33 protein-coding genes are annotated in these 26,707 nt (G+C 61.3%); 22 read left to right on the top strand and 11 right to left on the bottom strand.

Features of this window, described 5'->3' with window-relative positions; translation table 11 throughout:
- Nucleotides 1-31: 31 nt before the first annotated feature.
- The gene (locus tag G6N10_RS09125; RefSeq protein ID WP_133055059.1) at nucleotides 32-1,294 is read right to left on the bottom strand and encodes a site-specific integrase; all 1,263 of its coding nucleotides are present in this window, start codon (nucleotides 1,292-1,294) and stop codon (nucleotides 32-34) included.
- Nucleotides 1,245-1,817, bottom strand: a complete 573-nt coding sequence (locus G6N10_RS09120; RefSeq protein WP_085092479.1) for a helix-turn-helix domain-containing protein — start codon at nucleotides 1,815-1,817, stop codon at nucleotides 1,245-1,247. Before G6N10_RS09120 ends, G6N10_RS09125 begins: the two co-directional genes overlap by 50 nt.
- Nucleotides 1,818-1,941: 124 nt before the next feature.
- Here G6N10_RS09120 and G6N10_RS09115 point away from each other — a divergent pair, with 124 nt between their 5' ends.
- Together G6N10_RS09115 and G6N10_RS09110 are read left to right on the top strand one after the other, a co-directional pair.
- Nucleotides 1,942-2,148 carry a helix-turn-helix transcriptional regulator gene (locus tag G6N10_RS09115; protein WP_085092478.1) on the top strand — a complete coding sequence of 69 codons (207 nt, stop codon included), beginning with the start codon at nucleotides 1,942-1,944 and terminating at the stop codon, nucleotides 2,146-2,148.
- Between the two features lie 458 nt (nucleotides 2,149-2,606).
- Complete coding sequence (locus G6N10_RS09110; RefSeq protein WP_085092477.1) at nucleotides 2,607-3,272, top strand: DUF8453 domain-containing protein; 666 nt, start codon at nucleotides 2,607-2,609, stop codon at nucleotides 3,270-3,272.
- Between the two features lie 287 nt (nucleotides 3,273-3,559).
- On the opposite strand, the gene G6N10_RS09105 is transcribed toward G6N10_RS09110, so the two are convergent.
- The 3 genes from G6N10_RS09105 to G6N10_RS09095 all read right to left on the bottom strand — a co-directional run bounded on the left by G6N10_RS09105 (nucleotide 3,560) and on the right by G6N10_RS09095 (nucleotide 7,206).
- A complete protein-coding gene (locus tag G6N10_RS09105) occupies nucleotides 3,560-4,480 on the bottom strand; it encodes a hypothetical protein (RefSeq protein WP_133055058.1) in 921 nt (306 codons plus the stop codon).
- Between the two features lie 103 nt (nucleotides 4,481-4,583).
- Complete coding sequence (locus G6N10_RS09100; protein ID WP_133055057.1) at nucleotides 4,584-5,705, bottom strand: hypothetical protein; 1,122 nt, start codon at nucleotides 5,703-5,705, stop codon at nucleotides 4,584-4,586.
- Nucleotides 5,706-5,742: 37 nt separating this feature from the next.
- Nucleotides 5,743-7,206: a hypothetical protein gene (locus G6N10_RS09095; RefSeq protein WP_163742347.1), complete on the bottom strand. Its 1,464-nt coding sequence runs from the start codon at nucleotides 7,204-7,206 to the stop codon at nucleotides 5,743-5,745.
- Between the two features lie 1,076 nt (nucleotides 7,207-8,282).
- Here G6N10_RS09095 and G6N10_RS09090 point away from each other — a divergent pair.
- From G6N10_RS09090 to G6N10_RS09070, 5 genes are all read left to right on the top strand, one after another.
- The gene (locus tag G6N10_RS09090) at nucleotides 8,283-8,435 is read left to right on the top strand and encodes an OTU domain-containing protein (protein WP_163742345.1); all 153 of its coding nucleotides are present in this window, start codon (nucleotides 8,283-8,285) and stop codon (nucleotides 8,433-8,435) included.
- 66 nt (nucleotides 8,436-8,501) lie between these two features.
- Nucleotides 8,502-8,867: a hypothetical protein gene (locus tag G6N10_RS09085; RefSeq protein WP_133055055.1), complete on the top strand. Its 366-nt coding sequence runs from the start codon at nucleotides 8,502-8,504 to the stop codon at nucleotides 8,865-8,867.
- 63 nt (nucleotides 8,868-8,930) lie between these two features.
- A complete protein-coding gene (locus G6N10_RS09080) occupies nucleotides 8,931-9,236 on the top strand; it encodes a hypothetical protein (RefSeq protein WP_133055054.1) in 306 nt (101 codons plus the stop codon).
- A 98-nt stretch (nucleotides 9,237-9,334) separates the two neighbouring features.
- The gene (locus tag G6N10_RS09075) at nucleotides 9,335-10,420 is read left to right on the top strand and encodes a hypothetical protein (protein WP_234810400.1); all 1,086 of its coding nucleotides are present in this window, start codon (nucleotides 9,335-9,337) and stop codon (nucleotides 10,418-10,420) included.
- Nucleotides 10,421-10,479: 59 nt separating this feature from the next.
- Nucleotides 10,480-10,893: a hypothetical protein gene (locus G6N10_RS09070; protein WP_133055053.1), complete on the top strand. Its 414-nt coding sequence runs from the start codon at nucleotides 10,480-10,482 to the stop codon at nucleotides 10,891-10,893.
- A 250-nt stretch (nucleotides 10,894-11,143) separates the two neighbouring features.
- Here the strand turns inward: G6N10_RS09070 and G6N10_RS09065 are convergent, their stop codons facing one another.
- On the bottom strand, nucleotides 11,144-11,542 hold the full coding sequence (locus G6N10_RS09065; RefSeq protein ID WP_133055052.1) for a hypothetical protein: 399 nt from the start codon (nucleotides 11,540-11,542) through the stop codon (nucleotides 11,144-11,146).
- A 127-nt stretch (nucleotides 11,543-11,669) separates the two neighbouring features.
- Between G6N10_RS09065 and G6N10_RS09060 the strand changes: the two genes are divergently transcribed.
- The 12 genes from G6N10_RS09060 (at nucleotide 11,670) to G6N10_RS09005 (ending at nucleotide 19,193) form a co-directional block, all read left to right on the top strand.
- Nucleotides 11,670-12,122 (top strand): hypothetical protein, encoded by a 453-nt coding sequence (locus tag G6N10_RS09060; RefSeq protein ID WP_133055051.1) that lies wholly within the window; start codon nucleotides 11,670-11,672, stop codon nucleotides 12,120-12,122.
- Between the two features lies 1 nt (nucleotide 12,123).
- A complete protein-coding gene (locus G6N10_RS09055; RefSeq protein ID WP_085092474.1) occupies nucleotides 12,124-13,314 on the top strand; it encodes a hypothetical protein in 1,191 nt (396 codons plus the stop codon).
- Nucleotides 13,315-13,607: 293 nt separating this feature from the next.
- The gene (locus tag G6N10_RS09050; RefSeq protein WP_163742342.1) at nucleotides 13,608-14,084 is read left to right on the top strand and encodes a hypothetical protein; all 477 of its coding nucleotides are present in this window, start codon (nucleotides 13,608-13,610) and stop codon (nucleotides 14,082-14,084) included.
- A complete protein-coding gene (locus tag G6N10_RS09045; RefSeq protein WP_133055049.1) occupies nucleotides 14,081-16,303 on the top strand; it encodes a hypothetical protein in 2,223 nt (740 codons plus the stop codon). The genes G6N10_RS09050 and G6N10_RS09045 overlap by 4 nt, the downstream gene beginning before the upstream one ends.
- Before the next feature lie 174 nt (nucleotides 16,304-16,477).
- A complete protein-coding gene (locus tag G6N10_RS09040; RefSeq protein ID WP_133055048.1) occupies nucleotides 16,478-16,801 on the top strand; it encodes a hypothetical protein in 324 nt (107 codons plus the stop codon).
- Between the two features lie 15 nt (nucleotides 16,802-16,816).
- Nucleotides 16,817-17,038: a hypothetical protein gene (locus G6N10_RS09035; RefSeq protein ID WP_163742339.1), complete on the top strand. Its 222-nt coding sequence runs from the start codon at nucleotides 16,817-16,819 to the stop codon at nucleotides 17,036-17,038.
- Complete coding sequence (locus G6N10_RS09030) at nucleotides 17,035-17,271, top strand: hypothetical protein (protein ID WP_085092471.1); 237 nt, start codon at nucleotides 17,035-17,037, stop codon at nucleotides 17,269-17,271. The genes G6N10_RS09035 and G6N10_RS09030 overlap by 4 nt, the downstream gene beginning before the upstream one ends.
- Nucleotides 17,264-17,584 (top strand): hypothetical protein, encoded by a 321-nt coding sequence (locus G6N10_RS09025; protein WP_085092470.1) that lies wholly within the window; start codon nucleotides 17,264-17,266, stop codon nucleotides 17,582-17,584. Before G6N10_RS09030 ends, G6N10_RS09025 begins: the two co-directional genes overlap by 8 nt.
- Nucleotides 17,581-17,847, top strand: a complete 267-nt coding sequence (locus G6N10_RS09020) for a hypothetical protein (RefSeq protein WP_085092469.1) — start codon at nucleotides 17,581-17,583, stop codon at nucleotides 17,845-17,847. The genes G6N10_RS09025 and G6N10_RS09020 overlap by 4 nt, the downstream gene beginning before the upstream one ends.
- Nucleotides 17,844-18,062 (top strand): hypothetical protein, encoded by a 219-nt coding sequence (locus G6N10_RS09015; protein ID WP_085092468.1) that lies wholly within the window; start codon nucleotides 17,844-17,846, stop codon nucleotides 18,060-18,062. The genes G6N10_RS09020 and G6N10_RS09015 overlap by 4 nt, the downstream gene beginning before the upstream one ends.
- Nucleotides 18,059-18,502, top strand: coding sequence for a hypothetical protein (locus tag G6N10_RS09010; RefSeq protein WP_133055047.1), 444 nt, complete (start codon nucleotides 18,059-18,061; stop codon nucleotides 18,500-18,502). Before G6N10_RS09015 ends, G6N10_RS09010 begins: the two co-directional genes overlap by 4 nt.
- Nucleotides 18,503-18,635: 133 nt before the next feature.
- On the top strand, nucleotides 18,636-19,193 hold the full coding sequence (locus tag G6N10_RS09005; protein WP_085092467.1) for a recombinase family protein: 558 nt from the start codon (nucleotides 18,636-18,638) through the stop codon (nucleotides 19,191-19,193).
- Between the two features lie 17 nt (nucleotides 19,194-19,210).
- Here the strand turns inward: G6N10_RS09005 and G6N10_RS09000 are convergent, their stop codons facing one another.
- From G6N10_RS09000 to G6N10_RS08985, 4 genes are all read right to left on the bottom strand, one after another.
- Entirely contained in the window at nucleotides 19,211-19,816 is a 606-nt protein-coding gene (locus tag G6N10_RS09000; RefSeq protein ID WP_133055046.1) for a DUF6036 family nucleotidyltransferase, read from the bottom strand.
- A complete protein-coding gene (locus tag G6N10_RS08995; RefSeq protein ID WP_133055045.1) occupies nucleotides 19,813-20,133 on the bottom strand; it encodes a hypothetical protein in 321 nt (106 codons plus the stop codon). The genes G6N10_RS09000 and G6N10_RS08995 overlap by 4 nt, the downstream gene beginning before the upstream one ends.
- Before the next feature lie 471 nt (nucleotides 20,134-20,604).
- Nucleotides 20,605-20,970, bottom strand: coding sequence for a hypothetical protein (locus tag G6N10_RS08990; RefSeq protein ID WP_085092464.1), 366 nt, complete (start codon nucleotides 20,968-20,970; stop codon nucleotides 20,605-20,607).
- Complete coding sequence (locus tag G6N10_RS08985; RefSeq protein WP_085092463.1) at nucleotides 20,967-21,302, bottom strand: hypothetical protein; 336 nt, start codon at nucleotides 21,300-21,302, stop codon at nucleotides 20,967-20,969. The genes G6N10_RS08990 and G6N10_RS08985 overlap by 4 nt, the downstream gene beginning before the upstream one ends.
- Nucleotides 21,303-22,269: 967 nt before the next feature.
- Here G6N10_RS08985 and G6N10_RS08980 point away from each other — a divergent pair.
- From G6N10_RS08980 to G6N10_RS08970, 3 genes are all read left to right on the top strand, one after another.
- Nucleotides 22,270-22,794 carry a hypothetical protein gene (locus G6N10_RS08980; RefSeq protein ID WP_011895485.1) on the top strand — a complete coding sequence of 175 codons (525 nt, stop codon included), beginning with the start codon at nucleotides 22,270-22,272 and terminating at the stop codon, nucleotides 22,792-22,794.
- 5 nt (nucleotides 22,795-22,799) lie between these two features.
- On the top strand, nucleotides 22,800-23,345 hold the full coding sequence (locus G6N10_RS08975) for a hypothetical protein (protein WP_234810399.1): 546 nt from the start codon (nucleotides 22,800-22,802) through the stop codon (nucleotides 23,343-23,345).
- A 569-nt stretch (nucleotides 23,346-23,914) separates the two neighbouring features.
- Nucleotides 23,915-25,276 (top strand): hypothetical protein, encoded by a 1,362-nt coding sequence (locus G6N10_RS08970; protein WP_085092462.1) that lies wholly within the window; start codon nucleotides 23,915-23,917, stop codon nucleotides 25,274-25,276.
- Nucleotides 25,277-25,283: 7 nt separating this feature from the next.
- On the opposite strand, the gene G6N10_RS08965 is transcribed toward G6N10_RS08970, so the two are convergent.
- On the bottom strand, nucleotides 25,284-26,591 hold the full coding sequence (locus G6N10_RS08965; protein ID WP_085092461.1) for an ISL3 family transposase: 1,308 nt from the start codon (nucleotides 26,589-26,591) through the stop codon (nucleotides 25,284-25,286).
- Between the last annotated feature and the right edge of the window lie 116 nt (nucleotides 26,592-26,707).

The raw sequence follows: 26,707 nt of genomic DNA, 5'->3' as shown, positions 1-26,707 counted from the left end.
CGTCTATTCGACGTTTATTACACGGCACGGTTCACGCTGACTTCTTCACCCGACGTGGCTTGGCTGGCTTCCCCGTGACCGCCTTCTCGATCCACTGAGCTACCTCGGGGTGCTGTCGCCCGCGAGACAGGTAGTGCCGCAGCGTGGTAGCTACGTCACGGTGTCCGAGCACATCCGCAGCCACACGGGGATCGCCTGAACCGTCCGCCGCGAGGTCGGAGACAGTCTTCCTGAACGAGTGCCCTGTAGTGCCCGCCAGGTGTTCCAGGTCGTCGCGCACTTCTCTCCACTGACGGGCGAAGTTGTTGGGGTCGCGCATGGTGCCTGTTGCGGACGGGAAGATCAGTCCGTACTTGTTCGGGCGTTCCTCCTGGGAGCGGGTGAGCAGTGCGGCGACGGCGAACGGTGGGAGGTGAATGACACCCGAGGTTCCCTTGCTGCTGTTCTCCACAGGTGTCCGCCGCAGTCCGACGCCGCTTTGCCTGATAATTCGTCCCGTGCTGGTGATGGTCGCCGCGTCAGGGTCGAACTCCTCCCACAGGAACCCCATCACCTCGGACACCCGCAGCCCCGTCGCCAGATGCAAGAGGATGCCGTCTGTCAGATCCTTTGTCCGACACGCCTCCGACTCCAGCAGTGCCTTCAACACCGAGGGCAGGACGGTCGGGTCGAGCGGGGCAGCGCCCGTGTCCTTCGGCTTCTTCTTGGTCGGCGGAGTCTTGGTCGCCCGTGCGGGGTTGGAGTCCAGCACACCGTCATTCACCGCGTAGTCGAGCGCGAACCCGAGAAGACTGCGGAGCTGTTTCGCGTCCGTGTCCCCGTGACCCTTGCGAACCTGCTCGATGTGGCGGTTGAGTTGTCCGGGGGTGCAGTCGCCCACGGTGATGCCGCTGGCTACCGCGTTCCAGTGTTTCACCCGCAGCATGTAGGTGTCGATGGTGCGGGGTGCCTTCTCCGCGTCCCGCAGCGCCTGGAGATGACGCTCCAGCAGCGTGCTGACCAGAGTGCCGCTGGTAACCACGCCATCACCGCCACCTGTCCCACCGCTGAGTAGTTCGGCGAGATGGGACTCCAGAGCCGCTTCTGCCGCCGCGCCGTGACGATCCTTCACCCCTTCGGGTGTCTGACGCTGCGCGGGATGAACGACACCATCCAATGCGCGGTATCGACACCGAGCCACCCACACGTTCGGAGCAATCTGGTCGCGGGCGATCTTGCCGTGCTGACCGATCTTCAGCGGCGGTCTACCCCGAGGCATCGCCACCACCGTCTCGGATGACGCCGCCGAGTTCACGGATACGGCTGATGAGTCCGGACAACCGCTCTTTGAGTGCGGGGACGAGAGCGGGATCGGGGTAGTCGGTCAGTCCGCCAAGCTGGGTCTCGATGAGGGCGCTGTTGACCCGTCGCCGTTCCCGTGCCGCCGCGATGAGCTGTGCTGACGGTTCGTGATCCTGGGGGAGACCAGCAGCCGCTGGTGTGAAGCGGTTCAGCCTCCCACCGCCGATCCAGTCCGCCGCGTCAATACCGCTGGTGTTACGTCCGGGGAGAAGTTCTAGTTCACCGTCAGGGACGCTGCCGAACGTCAGCAACACGGCGGGGGACGTGCCCAACGCGGCGGCGATGAGGATCAGCTCGTGGACTGCGATGTACTTGCGCCGTCCGTTTTCGATGTCGCTGATGGTTGACCGTCCAACCCTGCACCCGAGTTCGTCGGTCACGTCGCTGAGCCACTGAGCCGAACGGTCTCCACGCAGCGCTTTCACCGCTTCGCCGACACGATCCACCGTGGTCTGCTGCCAGTCTTGCTGAGTCATGGAACGCAATATACCAGATAAAATGCGCGCAGGAGCGCGAATAAGCGCGATTGCATGCTAGAGTTACTTCTAACAACGCAATAATACTGGTTTGTTGCGGAATGTAGCGCAGGAGATGTGAACGATGAAGGTAGCGGAAACGCCCTTCCTGACCAGGGCTGAACTCGCCAAACGGTGGGGGATCAGCACCAGGACGCTGGAGGCGTGGGGACGCGAAGGCAAAGGTCCGGAGTTCAGGAAGTTCGGGCACCGGGCGATGTACCGCCTGGCTGATGTCCAGCGGCACGAGGACGCCGTCTGGGGCGAAAACGCGGCGAAGGTGTCCGCGTAGCCGGATGGGTGAGCCGACCGGCGGCACATCACGGTTCGAGTCCGTGACACTCGCGATGGCGGCAACCGCCGCCAGAAACGAGAAAACCCCGCGAGCTTTGGACGGCAATGCGGGGCTATCTCACCTACAAGAGATGGGAAAACCCTACCATGAGCGAGCCAAAAAGCTCCGTGATCAGCACAAACGACAGGGACGTGACGCGGGCGCGGCTGCGTATCACCAAGACGATGGACACATCGTTCAGCTTGGGAAGCGGGCAGAAGATATACAAGCTGTCCGAAGTGACCCACCCTGACGTGGCAGCCCGCTACTGGAAATCAGCCCCTTGCTACTACTGACAGTCGCACAGGTCGGGACGCTGTGGGGGAGGGCAGACCGTGGTGACGCATACGATCTGTCGGTGTTCGCATCTGATCGGGATGAGATTCCCGTCCGAAACTTAGATAGGTTTCCGTCCGATGGCTAGGAGCAAGGAGACGGTCGCCAAGGTCTCGGCAGCGGCGTTGGTGAGCCTCGCCGCGCTGTTGGGTGGTGTCGCGTGGTTGTCGGCGAATGACGTGGCGAACGCGGCGACGACCTGGACGGCGTTCGGTTCTCTCGCCACCATCACCGCCGCCGTGGTGGCGATATGGACTCTCGTCGCGCTGAAACGCGACAGCGCTGACCGCACCCGTCCAGTGATCCTCGCGGAGCTGCGTGCGGCGGTGCTCACCCGTGACGCGGAGTTCATCGTGAGGAACGTGGGTCAGTCGGTCGCCAGGGATGTGAAGGTGGACTTCGACCCGCCACTGCCCGTCCTGGAGGGGGACGCTGCTGAGGGACTTGCGACTCCGTACCTGCAACGGCGCTACAGCCAGGTTATCCCGACATTTCCGCCAGGGCTGGCACTGTACAACTCGTACCAAGACGCCAACGACAACGACGAACCGACGCCCGACGACTTCACCGCCACGATCACTTATTACGACATGCACGGGCACAAGTACACGGACAGCTACGACCTGACGATGGATGTCCTGCGGGGTCATACCGCTGGGTATCCGAGCAATACCGACGATAAGGGGATGCAGCGGCGTGAAGTGAAGGCGCTGGAAGCCATCGCGCGGGGCATCGGGCGGCACTGACGTTGGTCTGTAACGGACTCTGTAACGCCGTCTGGAACGCGGTTCGGAACACCCTCTGTAGCAGCACACCCGTAACAGCACCTGTAACAGGTGCTCCGTGCCCGACAAGGCTCCCGGGACGCCGTAAACAGCCTTTTCAGCCCGCTATAGGGAAGCGTCGGCGTGAGAGAAGGTCGGGTTCAGGAAGCACCCGTTTCCCGATGCCTGTAACACGCCTGGAACGAGAAGAACCCCTCACCGGGGAGAGTCGGTGAGGGGTTCTGATCGGGGGGGGCGACGCGGCGTTGCTACACCGCTACCAGACGGTGTTCACGCCGCCACTCAGCCCACGCGGCGCTGACCTTCGCCGTCGTGCTGGGGCTGATACCGAGTTCGGACTTGATGGCGTTCGGCGACTTCCCAGCCTCCACCGCAGCGATCACCTGGGCGAGTTCGGCGGCGGTCTTGCGCGCCACCACGGAGGTCTCCACCATGTGCCCAGCGGCGTCCATGAAGGGGATCAGGGTCTCGTCCACAGAGGGCTCCACGGACTGCTTGCGCACCTTCACGGGCGGCTTGGAAGATGGCTTCGGAGAGGGCTTGGCGACCTCCACGGCGGGCGCTGCAGAGGGCTCAGCTCCCTCTACGCGCGCATTCAGAGAGGGCGCTGTGAAGGTTTCACGAACCTCCACGAGGGGTTCTGCCTGCGCTTCCTTCCCCTCACTGTGCTCAACCCATCTCCGCGTGTAGTTGCCCAGGATCTGCTTCGCGGGCGACGGGGTGAAGGGCTTCGCGGCGGCTGTCGCCATGCCCTTCACGCGCGTCCAGCGGTGCGCCAGGAGAACGGTTGCGGCGATGATCATGAACCCATCAGGGAAGGCGGCGATGGCGTCGTTGAGCCAACCGGGGAAGGTCGTGTACTGGACGTAGACCACGCCACGGATGCTGATGTAGGACGCGATCATCACCACGATGAAGCCGACGCCGACCAGAACGCCCGTCACCCATCGGACAGTGCGGCGTACCTGAGACAGGTAGATGATCTCGGCGTACAGCCCTGCCGTCAGCGCCAACAGCGGGAGCGCAACGTGATAGTTCACAGCGTCTCCGTGTGCGCGTGCGTACTCCGCGTTCAGATAGCAGCTCAGCGCGGTGAAGGCGATGAGCACGAGCCAGGACACCCAGCGGGCGAGGTTGTCCGCCTTGGGTGGTGAGTTCGTTCCGTTCATTTTCTCTCTCCCTTTAAGCATTTGGTTCGAAGAAGCTAGCTCCAGTTTTCGACCGGAACCAGCCGGTCAAAATCGGTCAGAGTGGGGCGTCACGTCCCCGCAATCAGGCACGCTTCTTGCCTCTCTTGCTGTCCCGCTCCCGCTGTTCTGCGGCACGCTGTTCAAGCTCGGCGTCGGACATTGCAACGGCGTGGTCGCGCAGCGTGAGCGATTTCCCGTCGGACGTTGATAATCCGAGCGTCCCCGTCCGTAATCCGAGCGAAATCGCTTCTGGAAGACGGACTTTGAACTTTGTGCTGATGCGCCCATCGGTGAGTGCGTGACGTTTAGAGTCGCCGTACACCTGCAGCAAGACGCACAATCTCCGCAAGCAGTTCACCGTGTCCGGATGAGCGGCTGTGATGAGTGTGCTCACGTCCGCAACGTCTGGCTCCGTTGAGGCGAAGGCGTCCTCCAGGCGCTTCACGCGGCGGTGGACATCGAGCAGGATCTCCATCCCGTTGCCGACGCTCGGTGGTGCGGGTGCCGTAGCGGTCGCAGAAAGAGATCCCCGGGAATCGCTGCTGCTGTCCGTTCCCTTGCCCACTGGGGCGGTGGCGCGGACAGGAGCAGGGGGCGCGGGCGGCTTCGGGCGCGGTGGCGGCGACGGTGCGATGTAGTCCGGATGGCTGGGGTGAAAAGGATCGTCGTGAGGATCCATCCGCGACGGTGTGACCGTGCGCGGTGCGGGAGCTGGCGGCGGAGTCGGCGCGGGCACCGGACGGCGCAGCGTCTTCAGCTCGGGACGGATGGCGCGGTCTGCCTTCCGTCCCTTCTCCCCGGTGACATCGCGGAGAACACCGTCCTTGAGCTTGCACAGATCAGCGCCGCGGAGCCAGCGGACGCCTGCCTTCAGGGTGTCCTCGGGGATGCGCTCGGCGGTTGACCGATCACGCAGCGTGTCCATTGAGAGCGCGCGGTCGCTGGCGTTCTCCAGTTCAACGAGAACCCAGCGCGCAGAGACGATCACGTCGTGTTCGGCAGCCTCGTCGGCATCGACATGGGGACGCAGAACGTCGCGGTCGTCAGCCCACGCGAATCCGTCGCGGTCGAGTTCTGCGAGCGCTTCGCGATATACGCGATCAGGCTCGGCGCGCGGCTTCATGCCGCCACGAAGAAGCACCTCACGCAAGACGCGGCGGCGCTCTGCGAGCACGGCGGCGGGGTCGGGCGCGAAAAGTGCCATGTCAGTTCTCCTGTTCGTTGTTGGGCTTGGTTAACGGTCACGCTGCTGCGTTCATGCGTTTTATGTTTGGCATGTACCTGTTGGGTTTACCTGCCTCGAAGACGAATTCGCCCGTATCAACGAGGTACTTCAATACTTCTTCGCCGTAATCCTTCAGGTTGTCACGAGCGCCGCCGCGACCTACCTCCGCGCTGATTTCCCCCATAGATGCGCCGCGTCCGCTTCGCTTAGCGATCCTCACCGCCGCTTTGACATAGGTTTCGTTGTACTTAAGCTGCCGCGCGATTTCCTTTTCACGGAGTGCTTCCTGACGCGCGTCCCACCGTTCCGCGTCGGTCTTGCCCTGATCCCGCGCGCCCTTCGTTTTCTTTTTCTGCGCTTCGTCACGGAGTTCCTCGCGGAGGCTCCTGCTGATAGCCATAAGGCAACCTGCCCACCACCAGGCGTTGCGGTCTACAATTGCCGGGTTTCCCTGTCCGGCTACCCAACCTGCAAACACCGCTGCGAGACGCGCACGAAGGTTGTTCGCGTGTGTGTCGAGGGGGTCTACCTCAATCGTGCCTTTAATGACTTTCGCACGGTGCTCCTTGATTTCTTCCCTGATCGCCGCGTCCACCGTGATCCCGTTTCCGGGTCCCCATACGGAGATTATCGGTGCCCTATCCAGGTTTACTCCTGCCGTGCGTCCAATTAAGCGGTAGAGCTTGTGGCAGTAGGCGTCAATATCGGCGCACTTATCCGGCGCGTCCTCATCGTCAATAGGGATGAAAAGGCAACGCTGCAGCGTCCCGCCCGTTTCGTCCGCGAGAATGTGCGTCAAGTGATCCCGCTGCGCGCCGATGCTGATGACGCAACGATATGAGTCCTCCTCCAGGAAACAGCCCATGCCGTTTTTCTGCCGAGTGATGGAAATGTCTCCCACGTTCTCCCCGCTCCATATAGCGCGCATGTGCGAGTCCAGGGTTGAGCTAGCGTTCGACGCCTTCGCCGTGAGGGAGTCAATCTCCCCCCACGACACCCAAACAGGATCGGTGTGCCGTTGCGTTTCCGGTTTCCCCTTACCGTCAGCGGGGGGTACCTCTTCGTAGAACATGTTGATGAGCGCTTCCCCGGAGGCAGGAGCAGCGTCCCTGCGATAGCCCCCCATCGGGGAGGCGCACACCATCGGAGCATCCATGCTGAGCCCTTTACCAACGCCGCTAGGTGCCACGTAGAGCTTTTGGAAGTTCAGCGGGGCGGGGCGGGAACCGACGCCTGTTGCCACACCCGCGCCGGGTGCGTCACACGCCGCTGTGGCTATGCCCTTAGCGAGTACGCCGAGCGGGTTTCCGAACTGATAGCCGCGCGCCTGCGCTTCGAAGATTTCCAGTAACGGGACGCCGCAATTCATCACCTCCGCGTACAGTTCTGAAACCGCGAGAAGGTGAGGCTCCTCCCCGTCATCAATGTAGGAGAATTGTGGAGTGCACGGTTTGTTGTACGCGTCCGCCGCGACTTGCATAGATGACGCCGCGTTCCCGGTAGTCCCGGAATTAGTTGTAGGTTTGTCTTGGCTTGTTGATGAAGTCATGCTAGAGTCCTTGTTGGTTGATGTCATGTTCTTGTCCGACAAGCCCCCGTTGGCGCGGGGGTTTTGTCATCTATGAGGCTTTCTGGAGGCGATGCCCCCAGAGGCGTTCAGCGTCCTGTGGATCTACAAGATGCATGCTCCGTGACCCGCTAGGCACGCTTGTGGCTTTGAGCCGTCCTTGACTTACCGCCATCCATACAGCGTTTGAAGTCAGTCCGTACCGTTTCGCAATAGTTCCCGTGGTGTCCATTTGACCTCCTCTACGTAGTTATCAAGCCGCCGCTTTGTTCTTGTGCCAAATTTAACTCCTAATAAACAGAAGTCAATAGTCAAAACAGCCTTTGACCTGCCGTTTCTGTTAATCAGGGCTTAACTTCACCAGTTTCTTGCAAAATGCCAGGACGCCTACCTGCGGGTCTAATGTCGCCTTAACACCGAAATGGCAGAATGTAACAATTTGGTAACGAACGGTCGCCGCTAGATGGCGGCGAAAACGAGTAGCGATGACGCATAATCCGCCGCGTTTATGGTTGGGACGTGACGCAATGGAACCTCCCATGGAAAGCTGTCATTCTCCCATGAAACAGCCAAACATGGGGGTTTTGGGAGTTTTGGGAGGTTGACGCCGCGTGTGTGCGGGAGCCCTCAAGTTTGTACCGCCGCGTAGGAGCCTAACTGTATAACCGCAGCTCAGAGGCTATATTATATAAAATAGAAAATTTATCACTTCGTGTTATGAAGGACGCCGCGCTCCCGGATATTCGCGCCAGTGAAAACATGGGAGAAACCTCCCATAACTCCCATGTTTTCTGGGAGGTTTTGTCAACGCCGCGCTGAACACGCCCAGAAGCCGCCGCCCAACCCACATCACCCCACCCGCCGCGTTCCGCCCGTATACGGGTCGCTGTCCGCCGCGAAACAGCCATCCTGGGGGTATCCCCGCGCCGCCTACTTCCGGTACGCCGCGCCGTCTGCCGTACCGAAACGCCGCGAGTACCCTCGTCCTGATGCCTGAAGTCCCCGAACCTCATCGGTTGCGCACCACTGAGGAGATCCTGGCGCGCGCCGAGGAGTACGCCATCTTCGAGAGTGATGACTTCGACGGCGTGATGATGACACCGGATGAGTACGCCGCGTACTGCGCCCAACACCGCCTCTGACCCCGCTGCGCGACACGATCCCCGAAGACGTAGAACTGCAGCGCCAACGTCCGTAGCGTCCTTGGCATGATTCATGCGACACCGTATGCAGATGATGATTGGGAGACCGTCGAGGTGTTCCCTTCGCCGACGCCGTTGGTTGTGCACCAGTGGGCAACGGACAAGCCTGACGTGAACAGTCCGCCCTATGTTGTGAGCAACGAGCCCGTGTTCGCGTTCCTCAAGCAGCGCAGGCTCGACGTTGGGCGTCTCGTTCCGTCCGTTCTGGACAGATGTGGGAATGTCCGCGCGGTGGAGCCTGGATCGTCATGGAGACATTTCACGCTGGTCATCCCACCGGCCCCCGCGAATGTGAAACCCGCCGACGAGGCGGAATACCACCAGTGGCTGAAAACTCGCGACAAGTCCGACCGCGTTGACAGACGCGGCTGAGGGCTTCACTTTGACGCACGCTGATACCCTCAAACCGGAATCACGCCATGGGGGAGGGACGATATGCAGAAACGTGTGGCGCTGGACTACGAGCGTGTACTCGCCTACATCGGACGTGCGTATGAAGTATCTGACGCCGTGTCGAAAACGCGAATAGACAATGTGCTCCATGGCGGGGCAGGAGCCTGCGAAGGAACCGCTCTGGTCAATGGGTTGGGTAAGAACGCCGTTGACGAGTACAGCGACATTTGCCGTGTCACTGATGGGCTAGACACCTACGCCGCGAATATGAAAACTGCCATCGACTCGATCCGCCGCGTCAGTGAAAGCCGCGTCCCCACCGCACCCGCCATCGACCGCGACCTGTGAGTCTGACAATCCCCCAGGTTCGTTCCTGGACGCTGAGTGATTTGACTACAACTGCGACTGGGCTGCGCAGCGGGGCAACAACCCTGAGCAGTGGCGCAGTGTCATTGATCAACGGCTTCGCAGGACTCACACCGGACGACTGGGACGGCGACACCCGTGACCGGGCGAAGGTCGATGGAAAGGATCACGCGCAAGTGCTCGAAGCAAAAGCGAAGCGCTGGAACAACGCCGCTACGGTTCTGGACGAAGCTGCGGAGCAGATGGGGTTACTTCGCACAGCGATCCTCGACATCAAAGACGACCCAGACAATAAACGGATGTACCTCATTGCTGACGATGGAAATGTCGACCTCACGGAGGAGTACGCCGAATCCCTCAAGACAAGAGAAGATCAGCGGAACGCTGAAATGGCTAGAGCCACACTGGAAACGTCCCTCCGGTCTTTGTTGGCGACGGCAGAGCTCGCGGGTAATCTCTACGATCAAAACACCACCAGAGCACTGCTGGGCGAGTCATTTGACTTGACATACACCCCGACATATTTTCCCCCGCAAACAGCGCTCCCAACGGATCCTAAGACCGATGCCAACGCGGATGGATCTGGTCCAAATCAATACAACACCGACCATCCAGACTGGAATCACAAACTCTTGCTTCAGCGTACCAAGCTCATAGCCGAAGCGGGAATTAGTGCGACCGACATGCCAATGCCCTTTGCAGCGAGCGCGCTACAGCACTTCCTTGACGGGTCTGGGACGACCATGAAGATTCCCGTCGATAACATGCTCTACGATATGCCCTGGTTTAAGGACGCGGCTCAGGCGCAGACTCGCGCAACCGTTGCGACGGCGATAGCAGCTATGCCGGCGGGCTATAAAGGACCAGTTGCGTTTCAAAGCGACTACAGCAATACCAGACCAGACGGATCACCCGCGCGTCCTTCGCTCACGTCCAACCCTGATTGGTGGGCAACGGTAGGGACGTTCAGCTACCAATCAAGCGGAATCGCTACTCCCACCAGTGAGGGAAACTACACCGTCTCCTCTCGCACGAGTATTTACGACTACTACAACTACGAAACCACTCAACCGAATAGATCCGGTTATCCTCAGGCGTCGGACTTGAATAATCTACATAGAGCAGGATGGGCGCAAAACTTTGACACCGTAGGAACTTCCAGCTAACAGAGAAGCACGTATCCATGATCAGGTTGCGTCACCCAATTCTAGGATCCTTACACGCCGTGTCGGTGCTTTTGCTGACTACGAGTTGCTTCGTCGGACCTGGGCAAACCGACAAAGGAAGCGATATCGTTAGCCTTCTCAAGATTCGGATCCCACAATCGGCAACGGATATTGTTGGACATACTGACAGTGGCATCGACTTCTTTATGCCCAATGATGAGTGGCGCGACTACATCGCGGGATATTACCCCGATGCGGTGCTTACGCCTCGCCCTTCGAAGGAACGCGATGGCAGCGCCCCCATCGTGTGTTATCCATCGTTACGCTCAGGCGCTGAGCTGACGAACTGGACAACTGGCGACGATATTCAGTACCGCGACACCGATTATAGCGTCTACCGATTTGTTAGCATCACACCAGATTGTGCGCCTGGCAAGGCATACATCCGCTGGAGCCTTGACGATCCCAAGTGAGGGTGGATACACCCGAATGCCGGAAGCGTCGTTACCGCAATGGCGGGCGTCTTCGAGGCGGCGGTCGCACTCCTAGGTTTTCCCCTGGACATGGAGAAAGCCCCCGTGGAATTTCCGGGGCTTTCTAACCCCGTTACGGGGAACAACACCCCGCGTTGGCGGGGAATACTCAACCAGCGACGCGGCGGTGGAGGTCGCGTTGGAGTCATCCCCGCCTGAGCGGGGAACAATGCGGTCGGTTCCGCAGCGGTCAGATGTACGTGCCACCGGGCTGGAGATTGTCCAGTTTCTTCTTGGTGTCCGCTTCGATGTGTTCACGTCCTGTGACAACCGTCCGCAGATTGGTTGCATCCGTTTCCGCACTAGTGGCGAGCGAGTCAACTGCGGTTTTGAGCGCCGCCCCCACGTCGTCCAGCTTCGCGAACAACGCATCACAATCCCCTGGGAGTTTCCCACGGCAGGATTCTGTTGCCTTCTTCCGTGCTGCAGTGGCGATACCTGAGCCTTGTCCAGCGACTCCGCGCAGCGCCGTCGCGCGCCCGTCCAGCTTGCCTGCCAGCGAGTTTACCGCCGTCGAGTCCACCCCGGACGTGTCGCCAGCGTTTGTCACAGCTGGTGTGTCCCAGCTGGTTGGAATTTGATTAGACATGGAAGTCTCCTTTTCTTTCTCGTTAGTTTAACCTATTTCTATTCATTTTCCGTCCCCGTCAAATTGATAATAAACTTGTAACAGCTAAACGCTTCCTATTTCGCGTAAGTCGAGTTATTGTAGGTATATGACCGTCACATATGCGGATAATAAACAGACACATGAGGAGTCTGTCCGTGAAGAGCTTCAGGCTCTGGGCGAGACGCTGGGGAACTCACCATTGCTGCGCACGCAGCGGGACAAGCTCATTGTCGATGCTTACTACTCGGGCATGACGCAGATGGAGGTCGCCGCACTGGCTCACATCGACCAGTCAGCGGTCAGCCGCGTGATCACCGCTCACCGCCGCGATTCGCTGTTACGAAGCGCTCAACAGACCGTGCAAGATAGAACCGAAGGGGAAACGACCATGACCACCACCAGCACCTCCGTCGTAGATGACGCGAAGCGCACCTACGAGCGCGCCGAGCGGGAGTTCAACCGCGTCATCAACAACACCTCCGACCCGAAGCTGATTCGCGCAGCCTCGGCGAAGCTCAAGGAGACCTACCACACCTGGCGCACGCTGCAGGGGGCGTGAGATGGCGACCAGACCAGGTGACAGCGCGCGGGATATGGCAGATTCGCCTCTCACCATCGACCCCACCGAGTTCCAGGGCATCGTCGCTGATGCCTTCGGCGGGCGTCTCGCGAAGCTCAACGGCTCGGTCACCATCACCGCCGACGTTCTGGACGAGTTGAAGGACGTTGCGGCGGAAGCTATCGAGGAAGCGCAGAAACTGGACGCTGCGGAGAAGGCGCTCGATGATGCCTACGCCGCCGACCAGAGCGACCAGGAAACCTACGACAAAGGGGTGCAGGAAGCCAAGGACGCGCTGGAAGCCGCGCAGACCGAGTACGACCGCCGCGAGAAGGAACTGTTGGCGAAGCTGGCGGACATCCTGGCGAAGATCCTCGGTATTGGTGATGACGGTAGCCCAATTGACAACAGCAAGGACTGGCGCGACGATGACCAGGATCCGACCAAGCCCAAGCCGTCCTCGGACAAGCCCGGGGACAGTCCTTCATCGGATAAGCCTGGGGATTCGCCTGGAGATAGCACCTCATCCGACAGCCCTGGGCAGACCAAGCTGAGTTCGGACACCGCGACGCCGACCCAGCAACAGCAGCAAGCGTACCCAAGCGTTACGCCGCAGCAGGCTCAGCAACAGCAGCAACAGCCATCGGCGGCGATGTCGCCCTCGGCGGGTATGCCGCAGTCACAGTCGCCCAGCATGTCGCTGAACAGTCCGCGCCCCCGTGATCGGGACAAGGACAAGCGCCAGGACAGTGACATCGACAGGGGCGTGTTGCCAATCGCAGCGCCAGTAGCGACACCTGTGCCCATCGACAGGGGAACGAGCGGTACGGGCATCACGACCCGCGACGTTTCCGGGAAGCCTTCAACTGGCTTGAGCACCGCTGGACAAGTACCGGGAGCAGCCAACGCCAACAATCAGCGCGGTATGGGCGGTAGCGGTGGAATGGTGGGCGGTGGAGCGCCCATCGGAGCGGGCAGCAAGTCCGACACCGCAAGCAAGAGGTCATCGAAACGCTTTGACCTGGAATCGCTGTTCACGAAGCGCGACGATGACGACCAAAGCGTGAACTCTGGCTCGCTGAGCCGTGACAGCCTCGCTGCCACAGACAAGGCTCGCGAAGCTGAGAAAGACCGCATGCAAGAAGCCATGCGCGAAAGCGTCAAGAGATTGATGAACAAGAAAGCTGGATAATGAAAACTGCGCGCGTACTTGGGATTTCAGCGGTAGCAGCAACACTGGTTCTCGGTGGCTGCTCTACCGCCGAACCGCCGCGCGTGCAGGAAACTTCAACCACCACAACCTCTGTCACTTGCCCTAGTGGCACAGTCCTGTCCAAGATCGGCAAGTGTGTTGACGCAGCGCCGACCACCACTTCACCGAGCGCCGCGCCGAACGCGAACCCCACCGCCGCACTTCCGTCCGTGTCCGCGTGTGACGGCGACAACTGCAACCTCGGGGCGTCCGATGACGAGGTTGACCGACTGGTGTCCGAGTCCATTGTTGATGTCGCAAACATGTGGAAGAACCTCAACGTCAATCCTAATCTTCACCTCTACAAGAACGGTGCGGCGGACTGCCCGCATGGACGCGACGTGTCCGCAACAGCCTGGACATGCGTCAGCACTCACACTGGCGGATGGAACCCAGCACTGCTGCGTTCATGGGCTGTGGAACGTGGTGCGACGCTTAGCGATACGATTCGCGCAACTATCGCCCATGAAGTCGCGCATGTTGTCCTCGATGGCTGGAACTCAGCGGGCGACGATCTGATGACGAAGGAAGTGCGGGCTGACTGCCTCGCTGCGGGGTACTCGCGTTGGACGATGACCACCAGCGACTCCGCGATGGGTCAACTTCCCTTGGAGCGCATGAAGAACGTCTTGTACGGATCCAAGTCCGCCAAGGCAATGGACGCCGGTTACACCGGAACCCCTAAAACCTGCGCGAGTTGGACACCATGACCAAGAACAAGAACAGCAACGTCATAGACGCCGAGGTGATCAGCGTCGAGTACGACGATGACAAGCCGAAAATCAAGGCGCGCAACGTGTCTCCTGGCAAACAGGGACTCGTCAACGCCGCGCAGCGTCACCTCGACAATCTCAGTCCCGCGCGCAAAGCAGCTCTGTCCCGCATCCTGAAGAAAGCCGGGATCGTGGGCATGGCGACCTACGCCGCCAGCCTCATCACCCCAAAAATCACCGACCAGCTCGCGGGTGAAGGTGACCACAAATGGGCATGCAAGGCTCCCGAGCATGGACGCACGCAGTTCTATCCGGTAACCGGAAACGGCAACTACGACGACGCGGCGGACGTTGACAAGCTGGACTCCCTGACCGCCGATCTCAACGCCAAAACCTTCGGGTACGACAGCGAATCCATCCGCAGCTTCCACAACTTCAAATGTGTGGACGGCTGCGTAGACACCATCACCGAACCTTCAACGCTGACAGCAGATGTCGCTGACAAGTACTTCGCAGCGGTTCACGACGCCTACGGCGACACCATCTCCGACCTCAACTCCGCCTCTGATGAGCCGTGGGTGCAGACCCTGATCCAGCAGAGGTACGGCACCCTGTCCGACCGCCAGGACGAGGTGCAGACCATCAGCCAGGCGGCGGGGAAGATGTTGGGAAGCACCAACTCCGCAGCGGAGGAAGCGCAGTCCTTGCTGCGCAACACAATTAGGAAAACCCGAGCGGACTTGGCACACGGATACACGCATGGTCAGTCGGGCTTCTCCTGGACAGCGACCGCAGCGGGAGCAGCCGCAGGACTCAAGAAAGGGATAGTCGGCGCAGGGATCGGCGCGGTAGGCGCTGGACTCGTCAGCGGGTTGTGGGGAGACCACTTCCCGGACGACATCAAGGAAGCCCTCGACACCCGCCTGGACGACGCCGCGGGGAAAGCCAAAGCGGCACTTGGTGATGCCGACGACGACGTGGAGCGGTTCAACGCCACCGTTGCGGATTTCGGTGGCGCGACGCGCAGCGGGGAGGGTGTCCTCGACCGCGCCAAGAACGCCCTCGGGGACGTGTGGGGCAAGGTAACGGACGCTGTGGACGGCATCATTCCTGACCACATTCCTGGTGTTGGCGACGGCATCAACCCCCTGGGCAACCTCGGTGACATCGCAGCAAGCCCCCTGGGCACGTCACCGAGCACGGACAGTCCGAGTAACACGTCACCGAGCACGGACAGTCCGAGTGACACGTCCCCAGGGGCGCAGACGCCGACGACCGCGACACCAACAAGCCCCCGGGGCAATGTTCAGACCCCCAGCATGGGCACACCGTCCATGTCCAGCCCCCTGGGGTCTATGCAGACACCAAGCATGGGAACGCCCAGCGCGGCGACACCAACGTCCAGCATGATGACCCCCGCAGCGTTCGACTCGCTGATGGGCAACCAGCCCGAGGCGACACCTGAGCTGTTCGAGGGAACGGAAGTCCCCCTGGGCGATGAGGACACCGCCGCCGAGGACACGGATAAGTCTGACGACGACAAGGCTGAACTCACCGACCCCCAGACCGTGGACAGCACGGACGATTCTCCGGAGAAGTCCGACGACACTTCCGATGGCGAAGTGGTGACGGATGAGAACGGTGATCCCGTCACCACACCTGAACCCGCAGCGCCAGAGCCCACCGACGAGCAGAAGCGGACTGTACAGCTTCCTGACGGCAAGACGGTGACGTTCCCGAACGAGAAGCTGGCGGACATGGTTCGCACAATGGCAGCGTCCAACCCGGAGAACCCTGTTTCGCTGTACGACGCCGCCGACAGAGCTGGTTTCCAGCTCCCGCCGATGGGAACCGATATTGGTCAGCCAGTACCGCCAATGGACGTACAGCCAGGGGATGTTGTGAAGGGCGCGGACGGAACGGGAGTCGCTATCGGTAATGGCGAAGTGCTGATGGAGTCCGGCGAAGTGAAGCCAATCGAGGAAGTGGCGAAGGTTGACTCGGCGGGACACGGGATCTTCCGTCTGGAGACCACCGAGGCTGATGCTCCCGCACCAGCACCTGCCGCTGCGCCCGAACAGCCCGTGGTTCCACCACCAGCCGCGCCCGCGCCTGTGACGGAACAGCCCGCCCCGCCCGCTCCTGTGGTTGGTGACCCAGCACCAGCCGCGCCGCCAGTGACTGGTGACCCCCTCGACCTCCTCGCTGCTGTGTAAGTCCCCAGGGACGAGCCCCGATGCGTCCTATCGGACGCACACTTCTAGGCATTCCCTTGGGAAGGCACGACGCGGCGCGACCCTGTTAATCACGCCTGAACACGCCCGCGCAGCGCTTCCGTCACGTCCCCGTAGAACTGGATTTCCAGCACCGAGCGGAGCGATGCTCGGTGAATGAGCGAAAACGAAACCGAGACCGTTGATGAACTGACCGCCGACATGACTGGTCGATGGCTGGTAACCACCCAGGGCAGCACGCATGTGTGGGATCTCGACGCTTGGACGTACACCCGCCGACCTGGGCGGGGACGCGGAAACTTCCAGGGTGATGGTGTCCCGCAGCGCATCTGGTGCGTGAAGGCGTTTCCGAAAGTGGGCGAGAGTTTCTACGTCGCGTTGGACGACACCGCGACACGGGTACAGACCAGGGTGAGCACCGAGGTTGCCCGCATCGAGCGGCTCAGCGACCCGCAGCCCGACGCTGTTAAGCCCGTCTGAATAGGTGTCCCGAAAATGGTGTTTGGAGATGTCGGACAGCCGAGCGAAGCTCGTTCCATGAAGCCGTACCGCAACGCCGCGCTGTTCATCGGCTCGCTTCTAGCACTCGTAATCGTCAGTGCGGGAGAGGGGTTCACCGCCGAGTATGTGGTTTTCCTGGTCGTCGCTGGGCTGGGTGTTCTAGTCGTTTCCCTGTTGGTGCTGAAGGCACTACTGGACGACAAGGCGGGACGATGACGGGATACTGCCTGACCTGGTACCTGAACGGGACGCCCGTGTCTCACACGCTGCGTGATCTCACCTCGGATGCGCTGCTGGAAGCGGCTGCCGACATGGATCTGCCCTGCGACTGGTTCACGGACATGTTCGTCTACCGCACGTTGTATGCGATCTGCTACCAGCTGCTGTCCGACGATGAAGCCGAGGTGGAGCTGGGCGAGTGCGGAACCGTGGTGGTTGAGCGTGTCTGAGACCCTGCGGTACAACCCCGCCGCGTACACCGACGCCGCCGAAGGACACGTCTGGTGCCGCGTCACCGTCACGCTGCCTGATGGTGGAACCCGAACGGCGACAGGAGATTACCTGGACGCCGCGCCTATCCCCGTCCTCTGTTGCGGGATAGAGGAAGCCGCAAAGGAACTCGGTCTCCTGCACTACCTGGATGATGAGCGGCTGTACCTGAAGGTGTGCGCGGAGGTTGACCGCCAGCTCTCCTGGCGACCGCTGGTGCGGCTGTCCTGCCGCCAGTTCAGCATCCGACTCGACCTGGTGGAACCACAGTGAAGCCCCTCGAAATCCTAGACCGCGACAACAACGTCATCGCCGAATGGGACGTTGCGACATGGACGGGTGCCTGCGCTGACTACGCCCAGGAGCTGGGCAAGAACTACTCACCGATCCGTGTCGCCGCGCTGCTGGTGGAAACGGGCGGGGACACGGACATCGACCCGCATCCCGCCGCTGTGGGCTACGTGGAGACCATCCTGGCGGCTGCTCAGGAGCTGGATTCCATCACCGTTGGCACAACGCTTCGGAGGGCAACATGAGTCCGATTGTCACCGTCACCTTTGGCAACGTCTCGGCTAGGGGACGCTTCCTGAACCCGGACGGGACTATGAACATGACCAAGCTCCGAGACGCCCTCGACCTGCCCGACGAAGTAGACCTGGGGACGCTGAATTTCCTGGTGCCGCAGAGCATGTCGATTGCGGTGTCAACGAACACATGGACGCTGACCGTCAAGTTAGAGGAGACACGATGACCGCCCCGACTACCTGCCCGCTCCAGACCCGCAGCGAGTTCCCCTGGATGGACGCCTTCACCGTCAGCGACCCCGCTGGGCGGACTCTCACCTGGACGCGGACGAACCTCGCCACTGGCGTTTGGTCAGGGGACACGGAACTGTCCCGCTGCGCTGCCGCGCTCAGTGCCGCTCACGAACAGGCGAACACCTTCAACGCGGCGTGCTGGGCTGCCCAGGTGCTGCTTCCCGTCCCCGGGGAACTGGTGCTGGTGAACCGACTCGCGGGACGACCCCACAAGCGGGGTGTCATCTACGACTGCGGACACGAGCACAACACCTGGCACTCGGGGATCGCTGGATTCCTGACCCCGCCGACGCCGCGACCCGCGACCGTGACGGTGCCGAAGCCGCGCCGATGCTGCGGTGCGTACAAGAAGTGCCCGAAGGGGCTTTCCTGATGTCCCGCAAACGTTGCCTACAGGTACAGCGCCGCGCTGCGCGACGGTGTTGTGCTGACCTTAACGTTTGGGTTCCTGAAACCCTGTCCCGCAACGTGATTCCCGTTAATAGCGAGTCGGAGGGTTCTGAACCATGCTGATCGGATACGCCCGCGTCTCCACCGCCGACCAGAACGCCGACCTTCAGCTTCGGGCGTTAGAGGCTGCGGGCGTGGAGAAGGTCTACACGGATCAGGGTGTGTCCGGTTCCCTCGCATCCCGTCCTGAGTGGGACAAGTGCCTCGACATGCTGCGGGAGGGTGACGTTTTGTGCGTCTGGCGACTCGACAGGGCTGCCCGCTCCCTGCGTAATCTCCTCGACCTGGTTGAGCTTCTGTCCCAGCGCGGCGTTCACCTGCGGAGCTTGACGGAGAGCATCGACACCAGCTCGGCGTCGGGACGGCTGGTGTTGTCGGTGTTCGGCGCGCTTGCCGAATTTGAACGGGAACTCATCCGGGAACGCACCGCTGCGGGGCTGGAAGCTGCCCGTGCCCGTGGTGCCCGCATCGGGCGACCTGCTGCCGTCACCAGGGATCAGCTGGCACAAGCACAGACGTTGGTGTCAGCGGGTCACAGAGTTGGCGACGTTGCGAAGACGCTGGGCGTGGGGCGGAGCACGTTGTATCGGGCGCTTCGTGAGGACGCGGCGTAGTACCGCTTCGTTGGATGTCAGTCCGAGGCGCCGCGCATCACGAACTTGACGTGATCCACCGCGCGTTTCACCGCCAAGTCCTTGTTATGGGTGTAGTCGGGCGTCCACAGAATCGTCCCTTGAAGGCGGCTTAGGATCACCTGGGGGTCAACGAGTTCAGCCTTGATCAGTTCGGCGACGAATACGTGATCATGTTCCCGCCCTGCAAGGGCTTTGGACACGCAGAGGTCATGCGGTTCCAGGCAGAACCCTTTGACACCGTAGGACTGGTCGGAAAGCTCGGCGGTGAAATGCACCAGGCGGTTGTCCCAACCTTCTGGCAGTAACACCATGTCGCGGGAAATCGCCTCGATGTAGAAACCGTGCTGGTAGTCGAACTTCGATTCCTCGCCGAGGTGATAGTTGACGGTGTTGATGGCGTCGGCAATCTCCTCGCGAGTGGCATTGTTGACCAGCTCCCGCCACGGCGACACATCCATTTCGCGTGAACGTGTCACCACGGCAGGGAGCTGGGTTTCCGAGTAGCTACCCAGGATGGACTGTGAACCGAACACCACAACAAATGGCTCATGCAGTACACGACATGCTTCGGCGATCCCGAGGGCGAGCTGGTCAACCCTCACGCCGCGACGAGGGCGTTGCCATAGACAACCGCGCGACGCTGCTCACCAGTGAGCAACATCCCTAGCGGTGACACGGTGCGCAGGTACCCGCCGTACTCGCTGTCCTCCAAGACCATGTGAGACAGGGTGTCGAGGTCTCCACGTTGAAGGAGGCTCCGCCACCGCTCGATGCACTGCCTGTAAGGCTCTCCGAATGTATGTTCGGAGATGGTGTCCAAGCGATCAAGCAATCTGGGATCATTGAGCAGGGAGGGGTCACGACGCAGCACGCCAACCGCCGTCTGCTGCATCCGCATCTGGCGCTGGTACTTATTCATCGTTTTCACCTCCCTCATCAGTCGCCTACCAGACTAAACGAAAACTAGAGGAATCCCATACCAACGCTATACAGCGACCACAAGCCATCAACCCAGGATGTCGAAGAAATAGCTCTTGACCTGGCTCTTTTATGGAACATGTGCCGAACGCCTCTCTATCTCATCGCCCGGGAAACGGGAACCCAGGCGGGACACGACGTGCTCGGGGCATCCGAGTGCCAGCGGGGTGACGAACTGTGACACTGGACTCTCGCAGAGCGATTTCTCACGGAATCGCGAACGCTCGGGACGGTCAGCGTTGTATCGCACGCTGCGGGAGGACGCTGCGGCGTAGGTGTTCAGGGGACGTTAACGGCTCTCTGGGGACGTAGAGGTTCCCAGGTACAGCCCACGGGACTTCCTAGAAGGTGCCGCCGCTAGGCGGGCATGCAGGATCCTCACTACGTTCGGAACGGGGCTGTTCCAGTGGACTCACTGTTGGACAGAAACGTAGTCAGCCTCGGCGGCGCAACTCGGGCACAAGGTGCGATACCAGCCCGTGTTGACGTGCAGGGTTCCCGTCCTGCCGCAGGACTCACATGTCACCGCAGCCTTCTCCCGCGCCTTGAGCTTGGCGTCTCGAACTCTGTTCCAAGTCTCCGGACAGGCGCGGGTGGTGTATGTCCGCAACTCGCCGAATCTCTCTTTGATCTGGACGTACCGCAGGTCGGGGTCGATGGTGGCGAGTTCAGCGTCTAGCTCGATGAGGATCAGGTACCAACCCTTGCCTACGTCGATGAACGGGCTGTAGATCCGCGAGAACCGCCTCCGGATGTGGTCGAGTTCGTCTTCGGTCACGTCTTCACCACGTACTTCTGTTCAGCAGCGCAGGACGGGCACAGGGTGCGTAACCAGGATCCGCGCTGGCACAGGGTCGCGGTGTTGTCACCGCACATCTCACAGGTTTTCAGCGCCGCTTCCTCGGCATCACGGATGAGCTGACGGGCTTCCTCGTTGGTGTCGCTGGTGAGGATGACCGACAGCCGCCCGTACTTCTGGCTGATGGTGAGGTAGCGCAGCTCGGGGTCAGCTTCGGTCAACGCCGCGTCCAGGGTGATGAGCAGGGGACGCCAGCCCTCATCCACGCTGATGCCTGATGAGCAGCGCGCCCTGATGCTGTCGATGTCCATGAGCCGAGCTTCCCTCTGGACTCCGACAGGTGGGAAGCTCGGGCAGGGACGTGACGCTGAGCAGCGGGGGAGTGATCGGCTACCCTCGAACAGACCGCCGAGTCTGACTTGTTCAACGCAGCGTAACGCTAGTTCTGCGCTGTAAGCATCAAGATATTCGACGTTTATTCGACGTTTATGACATAGGTTCCCGCAGTCGAACTACCTGGCGATTTGCCGTTCTCGCTGGTCAAACCGCTGGTAGACCCCTGATTTCTGCGGTTTCCTGCGGTCTGTTGCGGGCGGCTTCTCATAACCCAGAGGTCGCAGGTTCGAATCCTGTCCCCGCTACTAGGTAGAACGGCCCTCGGAGGAGACTCCGGGGGCCGTTCTCATGGGGTTTGTGAACGCATTTGTGAACATTAGCCACGCTAAACGAGAGAGCGCACTCCTCCGGGGTGGCCTTCCGCGCCGGTCTGTGGCTTCCCTCGCAACTACGAGCGTGAGCTGACCGCGAGTGGTCTGCTCGGCCTCGGTGAGCGGGTTGGGTGTCGCTGTCGCCGGCGGCACAGATGGTCCACGGCGAGCGCATTGAGGTACTTCCGCAGGCGCGACGACGAGAGCAATTAACGAAACGAAACGACGAAACGAAACGACGAAACGAAACGAAACACCGTGGCGGCAGGACGGTATGGGCCAAGCCCAATGTCGTAGGCACTGGTGCTGTCCGATCCACTACTTTCTTGAGAGTGTTCCGCGAATACCTGAGTGATCCGGATTCGGCGGATTTTCCATGACCGTCTGAGAGTGCGGCGTCCTCCGGGATGCCGGCGATGGTGCCCTCGGGGTTATGTAGGACCCCTGCCGGCGGCGTCTTGTCGGAGGCGTGTGCGACTCTGTTGCCGTTCGGCCAACGACCCCTAGTCGGATCGTCAGACGCGGGGGCCGATGACATGGCAACATTCTTGGCGGTGAGAGGGCGCGTTTGATGGACAACAATCGAACCGGACGGCCGGGACCGCAGAGGCCACACGACTATTTCTACAGCGTTCCCGACCACACCGACACGCTTCCCGACTACACCATGCGGGCCCGCGAGACCGGAGAGCGCATCGCTGTCACCCGGCCCTTGGCGCACAACGGCCGGGTGTTCTGGAAGCTCACTGACACCGATAGTGAAGAACTCGTCTGGCTCGCATTCACCCGGCCAGATGCGCGTTCGGCGCTGGCCCGGCGCAAGGTGTGGACACTGATCCCGCACCTGCAGGAATTCTTGGCTAACTGGTTCGTGAGCGTCGACCACGTGCGCACCGATCAGCGCCAGTGGGTACATACAAACATCGACGTTGACGAGGCACGCGAACTGGCTCTGTTGGCGCCGCAACCGCAAGCCGAGGACATCAAGCGGATCACCCGACCCGAAGCGGTCCTGACCATCGACGACATCGATCGGCTCAAAGTGACGACAGTACTTGGCAGGGGGACGGCTCAAGCGTTGAAGGCTCGGCGATGACTCGGATGGACAAACAGAAGTTCCAAGCCTGGGCGTACGACGACCTGCTCGCCAACACCACCCGCGGCGTGCTGGCCGAGTACATCGTGGCGACAGCACTCGGCATTGATGAGGTGAAGCGCGTCGAATGGCACAGTCACGACCTCGACGTCGACCTCGACGGTGTCAAGGTCGGGGTGGAAGTGAAATCGGCTGCCTACGTGCAATCGTGGGAGCAGACCCGACCCTCGGTGATCGAGTTCGGCATTGGTCCGGCAAAGGGCTGGGACGCCCACACCAACACCTATGCGCCCAGTGCGAGGCGAAGCGCCAAAGTGTACGTCTTCTGCCTGCTGAATGGCTCGATTGGCGAACCGGTCGATCCGCTCGACGTCAGGCAATGGACGTTCTATGTGATGCCCACGAGCGAACTTAACCGAAAAGTTCCGGAGCAGAAGAAGATTAGGCTCGGACCGCTGCTAGCCCTTGGGCCGAGGCAGTGTTCCTTCGACGAACTCAAGACCGCCATTCATGCGGCTGCAGGGTTGAACGGGCTCTCGGGCGGAGCGTAGTTGGCGAGCAACAGCCTATGGGTGCTAGGCCCCCAGTCCATGAACGGCGCGCGCGTGCAGCTTGTTTTGCCGACGAAGGCGGCGAGCATCGAGCGCTTCCTCGGCCCCAAATCGGGTCAACCAGGAGACGGCCCAACGTCATGCACGAGTGGCGGCGGCTTCGGAAACGGATCTCGGCCGACGCGCCAATAGCCGCGGTGGTCCTCGTACCACATGCCCGTCGAACTCTCGCCGGCTTCAATCCGCACGCTGTGGCACCCGCGGTCATGCAGGACACCAATCGCGTGGAGCACCATGCGTTCACGCGATGGGTCCTAGCCGTGAATAACGACGACGGTCATCGTCCTGAGCGGCCCGGCCGCGGCCACGCGTCTCGCCCCGGGGGTCTGGGTCTGCAACCAATAGTGGTCGCGGCTCCTTTACCGCCCGACCCCGCCGCGGTGAGGGCAGGTGGGTGGACGACACGACCCGAAATTGTCGTGCGCTTGTCGGGCTCGTGTGTCATTCTGTACGGCTGCCCACACGAAGGGAGCCACAGACGGTGTGACAGTACGAGGAAAGGTACGGACGTGGAGGACGACAATCAGGAAGAATTAGATCGGGTACGAAGCTGGGTCGACCGGCTGGAGAAGTTTGCCTGGGCGTTAGGCGACATCGACGGCGACAGCGCGACCGATTTTGCCAATAACGCACTTGAGGCTCTGCAGGCCGTGGTGATGCCGCACATCGTCGCGTCTCGGACGCCCGCGATGCTGCTGGCGCTGGAAGCCGTCGTCGCAGTAACGCAGGCGACGACCGACGTGATCGTAGACTGGGCAGACACGCCTGACGTGCGAGATAGATACTCCCGCGCCACTGCCCACGCGCACCTGAAGGCTGCGCTGGACGATGTGTTGTCTGGTAGCAAGCGTTGGCTCACTGAAGGTCTGCCCGCAACCGACGAGGTTGAGCAGCGCATTGCCGGCGCGGCCAAGCAGATGCAGGAAGCGATGGAACTGCTGGGGAAGCTTAACGCCGAACTTGAGGCACAGGACGCAGAGGCCGCAACAGACCCATACGGCGCGATCCTGATCCATCTGGACCCCAGCCGCTCCGACGCCCCAATTTTCGAGAAGGTGTGTTCGTTGACTGAAGACGACCACAAGCGGTATCGCGATGCGTACGAACGGCTTCGGAAGATGTTGGACAGTGAGCTACTGGGACACATATCCGATGAGAGCGACAGGTTTCTGGACCAGCTGGTCTCGATACTTAAAGACCTGCAGGACAATAGGATCGGCATCTTCGATGAAGATGCGTGGGATGAGCACAGGCGCCAAGTGCGGTCCGCGCTGATTAGCTTCACCAGCGCCCTACAGAGCCATGAAGATCAAACCCTTCGCGCAGTGCGCGAAACCTTCGCCCGCAAAACACCCCAGGAACAGGCCGTACTCGCGCTGTTCACCGAACTGAAGGCGACCTCGTTTGAGTACCGTTGGCTGCTCAAGATGCGCGATGCCTTGCTGCACGGAGACATCAACGCTTTCAAGTACGACTTCGCCGCGCGTCTCAAGGGGGAGAACGCCGTCAACGTGTACATGGATCGTCGGTACATGTTCGAGTTCACCAAGGAGGAACGGGGAAAGCCCTGGCTGAAGCGTGACGAGTTGGAAAACATGACGTCTGACCCCGGCGTGCTGGACATGATCAAAAAACTTCAGCCGCTAATGGGGCCGTTGCAGGAGAAGCTGGACCGAGTCCTATATCCCGATGCCGGCGTAGACGCTGCGACAATACGGGAGTTCTTGGCTCGGTATCCGGAAGGTGCAGAGGGATACCGGGCGTTGCAGAACGGACCCGGCTTCACGCGTAGGAACATGTGCCCGCCTCTGAGCCCCCTTGCTCCGCGTGTGCTTGCGTTCGCCGACGGCTTCCAGGGCTGGGAAGATTAGCGGCTCTTCAGAATTGACGGTGTAGTTGGGGTCTGAATCCGCCGGCTTCCAGGAGTGATCTGGCGATGTAGTTGGTGAGGTTGCGAAATCCTAGGGCCGATCCGCGCAGGTGCTCCAGGCGGCCGTTGATCGCTTCGGTCGGACCGTTGGAGGTGCCGGGTCGGTCGAAGTAGGCCAGGACGTCGGCGGCGCGTTTGTTCAGTGTCCGTCCGAGGGTGATGAGTTCCTGCAGGGGCTTGGGCACGCTGGCGCTGAGGGTGCCGATCAGCGTTGACATGAGTGCGCGGCCCGTCTTGCGGTCGGGGTGTCGGTAGGCGGCCACGGTGCGCTGATACATCGTCCAGGTGGCTTCGACCTCGGCGTGGGCGTCAACGGCGAACAGTGCCTGCAGCCGGGCTTTCTGTTTGTCGGTGAGCAGATCAGCTCCGGTGTGCAGGGTCCGCCGCGATCGGTAGAGCGGGTCGGTTCTTCGGCCGCGGTGCCCGCAGGTGGCCAGTTGGACCCGGCGCCGGCACTCATCGAGGGCGTTGCCAGCCAGCCGGACCACATGGAAGGGATCCATCACCGCCACTGCCTCGGGTAGCTCTTCGGCGGTCGCGGTCTTGAAACCCGTGAAGCCGTCCATGGCAACTACTTCCACGCGATCACGCCATTGTTCGGGCCGCTCGGCCAGCCATTGTTGGAACGCTTTCTTGGAGCGTCCCTCGACCATGTCCAACAGCCGCGCCGGACCGGTCCCGTCGCGTACGGGGGTCAAGTCGATGATGACGGTGACGTACTTGTCGCCGCGGCGGGTGTGGCGCCACACGTGTTCATCGACGCCGATCACTGCCGCACCGTCGAAGCGGGCCGGATCGGCGATGAGGACGCGACGGCCTTCGGCGAGCACCGCGTTGTTGGCGGTGTTCCACGACACCGCGAGTCCTTCGGCGACCCGGGCCACGCTCAGGTGCTGGCAGACAATAGCTTTCAGCGCCCACTGCAGAGCGCGACGAGACAACGATGCTCGCGGCTCAGCGGCCTTACTGGCGTCTTGGCGCCATACATGAGCACAGCCGGCGCAGCGGTAGCGGCGGACGGTGACCAGCAGCGTGGTGGGTCGCCACCCGAACGGTTCGTGGGCCAATTGCCGGGTAACCGTGTCACGCGGGCTGCCTTCCTCCCCGCAGCGCCGACACCAGCGATCGTCCTCGATGATCCGACAGGCCAGCATCGCTCGGTCAGGCTCAAGCCGCTGTCCGGTCACCTCCAGACCGAGCTCGGCGAGGCGGCAGAACGTGGTCAGGTCAGGGCAGGCGAAGGTAGCGTCAGGCACGTCGAGGTCTTTCGGATGGGCGGCGTAGGAACCTCCATCATCGGAAGACCTCGACCCCTACCGCGGCAACGACGCGCCAGCCACCACTACACCCTCAACTGCGAAGAGCCTTGTCG

Origin of the sequence: Mycolicibacterium fallax (assembly GCF_010726955.1) — a bacterium.
Lineage (GTDB): Bacteria > Actinomycetota > Actinomycetes > Mycobacteriales > Mycobacteriaceae > Mycobacterium > Mycobacterium fallax.
This window is presented reverse-complemented; position numbering and strand designations above follow the sequence as displayed.

Excerpts from the sequence above, each read along its gene's own strand:
- G6N10_RS09060 (WP_133055051.1), top strand. The coding sequence starts at position 11,670 with ATGACCGTCACATATGCGGATAATAAACAGACACATGAGGAGTCTGTC.
- G6N10_RS09085 (WP_133055055.1), top strand. The coding sequence starts at position 8,502 with ATGATTCATGCGACACCGTATGCAGATGATGATTGGGAGACCGTCGAG.
- G6N10_RS08985 (WP_085092463.1), bottom strand. The coding sequence starts at position 21,302 with ATGGACATCGACAGCATCAGGGCGCGCTGCTCATCAGGCATCAGCGTG.
- G6N10_RS09095 (WP_163742347.1), bottom strand. The coding sequence starts at position 7,206 with ATGCAAGTCGCGGCGGACGCGTACAACAAACCGTGCACTCCACAATTC.
- G6N10_RS08975 (WP_234810399.1), top strand. The coding sequence starts at position 22,800 with ATGGACAAACAGAAGTTCCAAGCCTGGGCGTACGACGACCTGCTCGCC.
- G6N10_RS09105 (WP_133055058.1), bottom strand. The coding sequence starts at position 4,480 with ATGAACGGAACGAACTCACCACCCAAGGCGGACAACCTCGCCCGCTGG.
- G6N10_RS09065 (WP_133055052.1), bottom strand. The coding sequence starts at position 11,542 with ATGTCTAATCAAATTCCAACCAGCTGGGACACACCAGCTGTGACAAAC.
- G6N10_RS09090 (WP_163742345.1), top strand. The coding sequence starts at position 8,283 with ATGCCTGAAGTCCCCGAACCTCATCGGTTGCGCACCACTGAGGAGATC.
- G6N10_RS09080 (WP_133055054.1), top strand. The coding sequence starts at position 8,931 with ATGCAGAAACGTGTGGCGCTGGACTACGAGCGTGTACTCGCCTACATC.
- G6N10_RS09110 (WP_085092477.1), top strand. The coding sequence starts at position 2,607 with ATGGCTAGGAGCAAGGAGACGGTCGCCAAGGTCTCGGCAGCGGCGTTG.
- G6N10_RS09120 (WP_085092479.1), bottom strand. The coding sequence starts at position 1,817 with ATGACTCAGCAAGACTGGCAGCAGACCACGGTGGATCGTGTCGGCGAA.
- G6N10_RS09015 (WP_085092468.1), top strand. The coding sequence starts at position 17,844 with ATGAGTCCGATTGTCACCGTCACCTTTGGCAACGTCTCGGCTAGGGGA.
- G6N10_RS08995 (WP_133055045.1), bottom strand. The coding sequence starts at position 20,133 with ATGAATAAGTACCAGCGCCAGATGCGGATGCAGCAGACGGCGGTTGGC.
- G6N10_RS09030 (WP_085092471.1), top strand. The coding sequence starts at position 17,035 with ATGACGGGATACTGCCTGACCTGGTACCTGAACGGGACGCCCGTGTCT.
- G6N10_RS09040 (WP_133055048.1), top strand. The coding sequence starts at position 16,478 with ATGAGCGAAAACGAAACCGAGACCGTTGATGAACTGACCGCCGACATG.
- G6N10_RS09005 (WP_085092467.1), top strand. The coding sequence starts at position 18,636 with ATGCTGATCGGATACGCCCGCGTCTCCACCGCCGACCAGAACGCCGAC.
- G6N10_RS09100 (WP_133055057.1), bottom strand. The coding sequence starts at position 5,705 with ATGGCACTTTTCGCGCCCGACCCCGCCGCCGTGCTCGCAGAGCGCCGC.
- G6N10_RS09010 (WP_133055047.1), top strand. The coding sequence starts at position 18,059 with ATGACCGCCCCGACTACCTGCCCGCTCCAGACCCGCAGCGAGTTCCCC.
- G6N10_RS09045 (WP_133055049.1), top strand. The coding sequence starts at position 14,081 with ATGACCAAGAACAAGAACAGCAACGTCATAGACGCCGAGGTGATCAGC.
- G6N10_RS08980 (WP_011895485.1), top strand. The coding sequence starts at position 22,270 with ATGGACAACAATCGAACCGGACGGCCGGGACCGCAGAGGCCACACGAC.
- G6N10_RS09055 (WP_085092474.1), top strand. The coding sequence starts at position 12,124 with ATGGCGACCAGACCAGGTGACAGCGCGCGGGATATGGCAGATTCGCCT.
- G6N10_RS09035 (WP_163742339.1), top strand. The coding sequence starts at position 16,817 with ATGGTGTTTGGAGATGTCGGACAGCCGAGCGAAGCTCGTTCCATGAAG.
- G6N10_RS09115 (WP_085092478.1), top strand. The coding sequence starts at position 1,942 with ATGAAGGTAGCGGAAACGCCCTTCCTGACCAGGGCTGAACTCGCCAAA.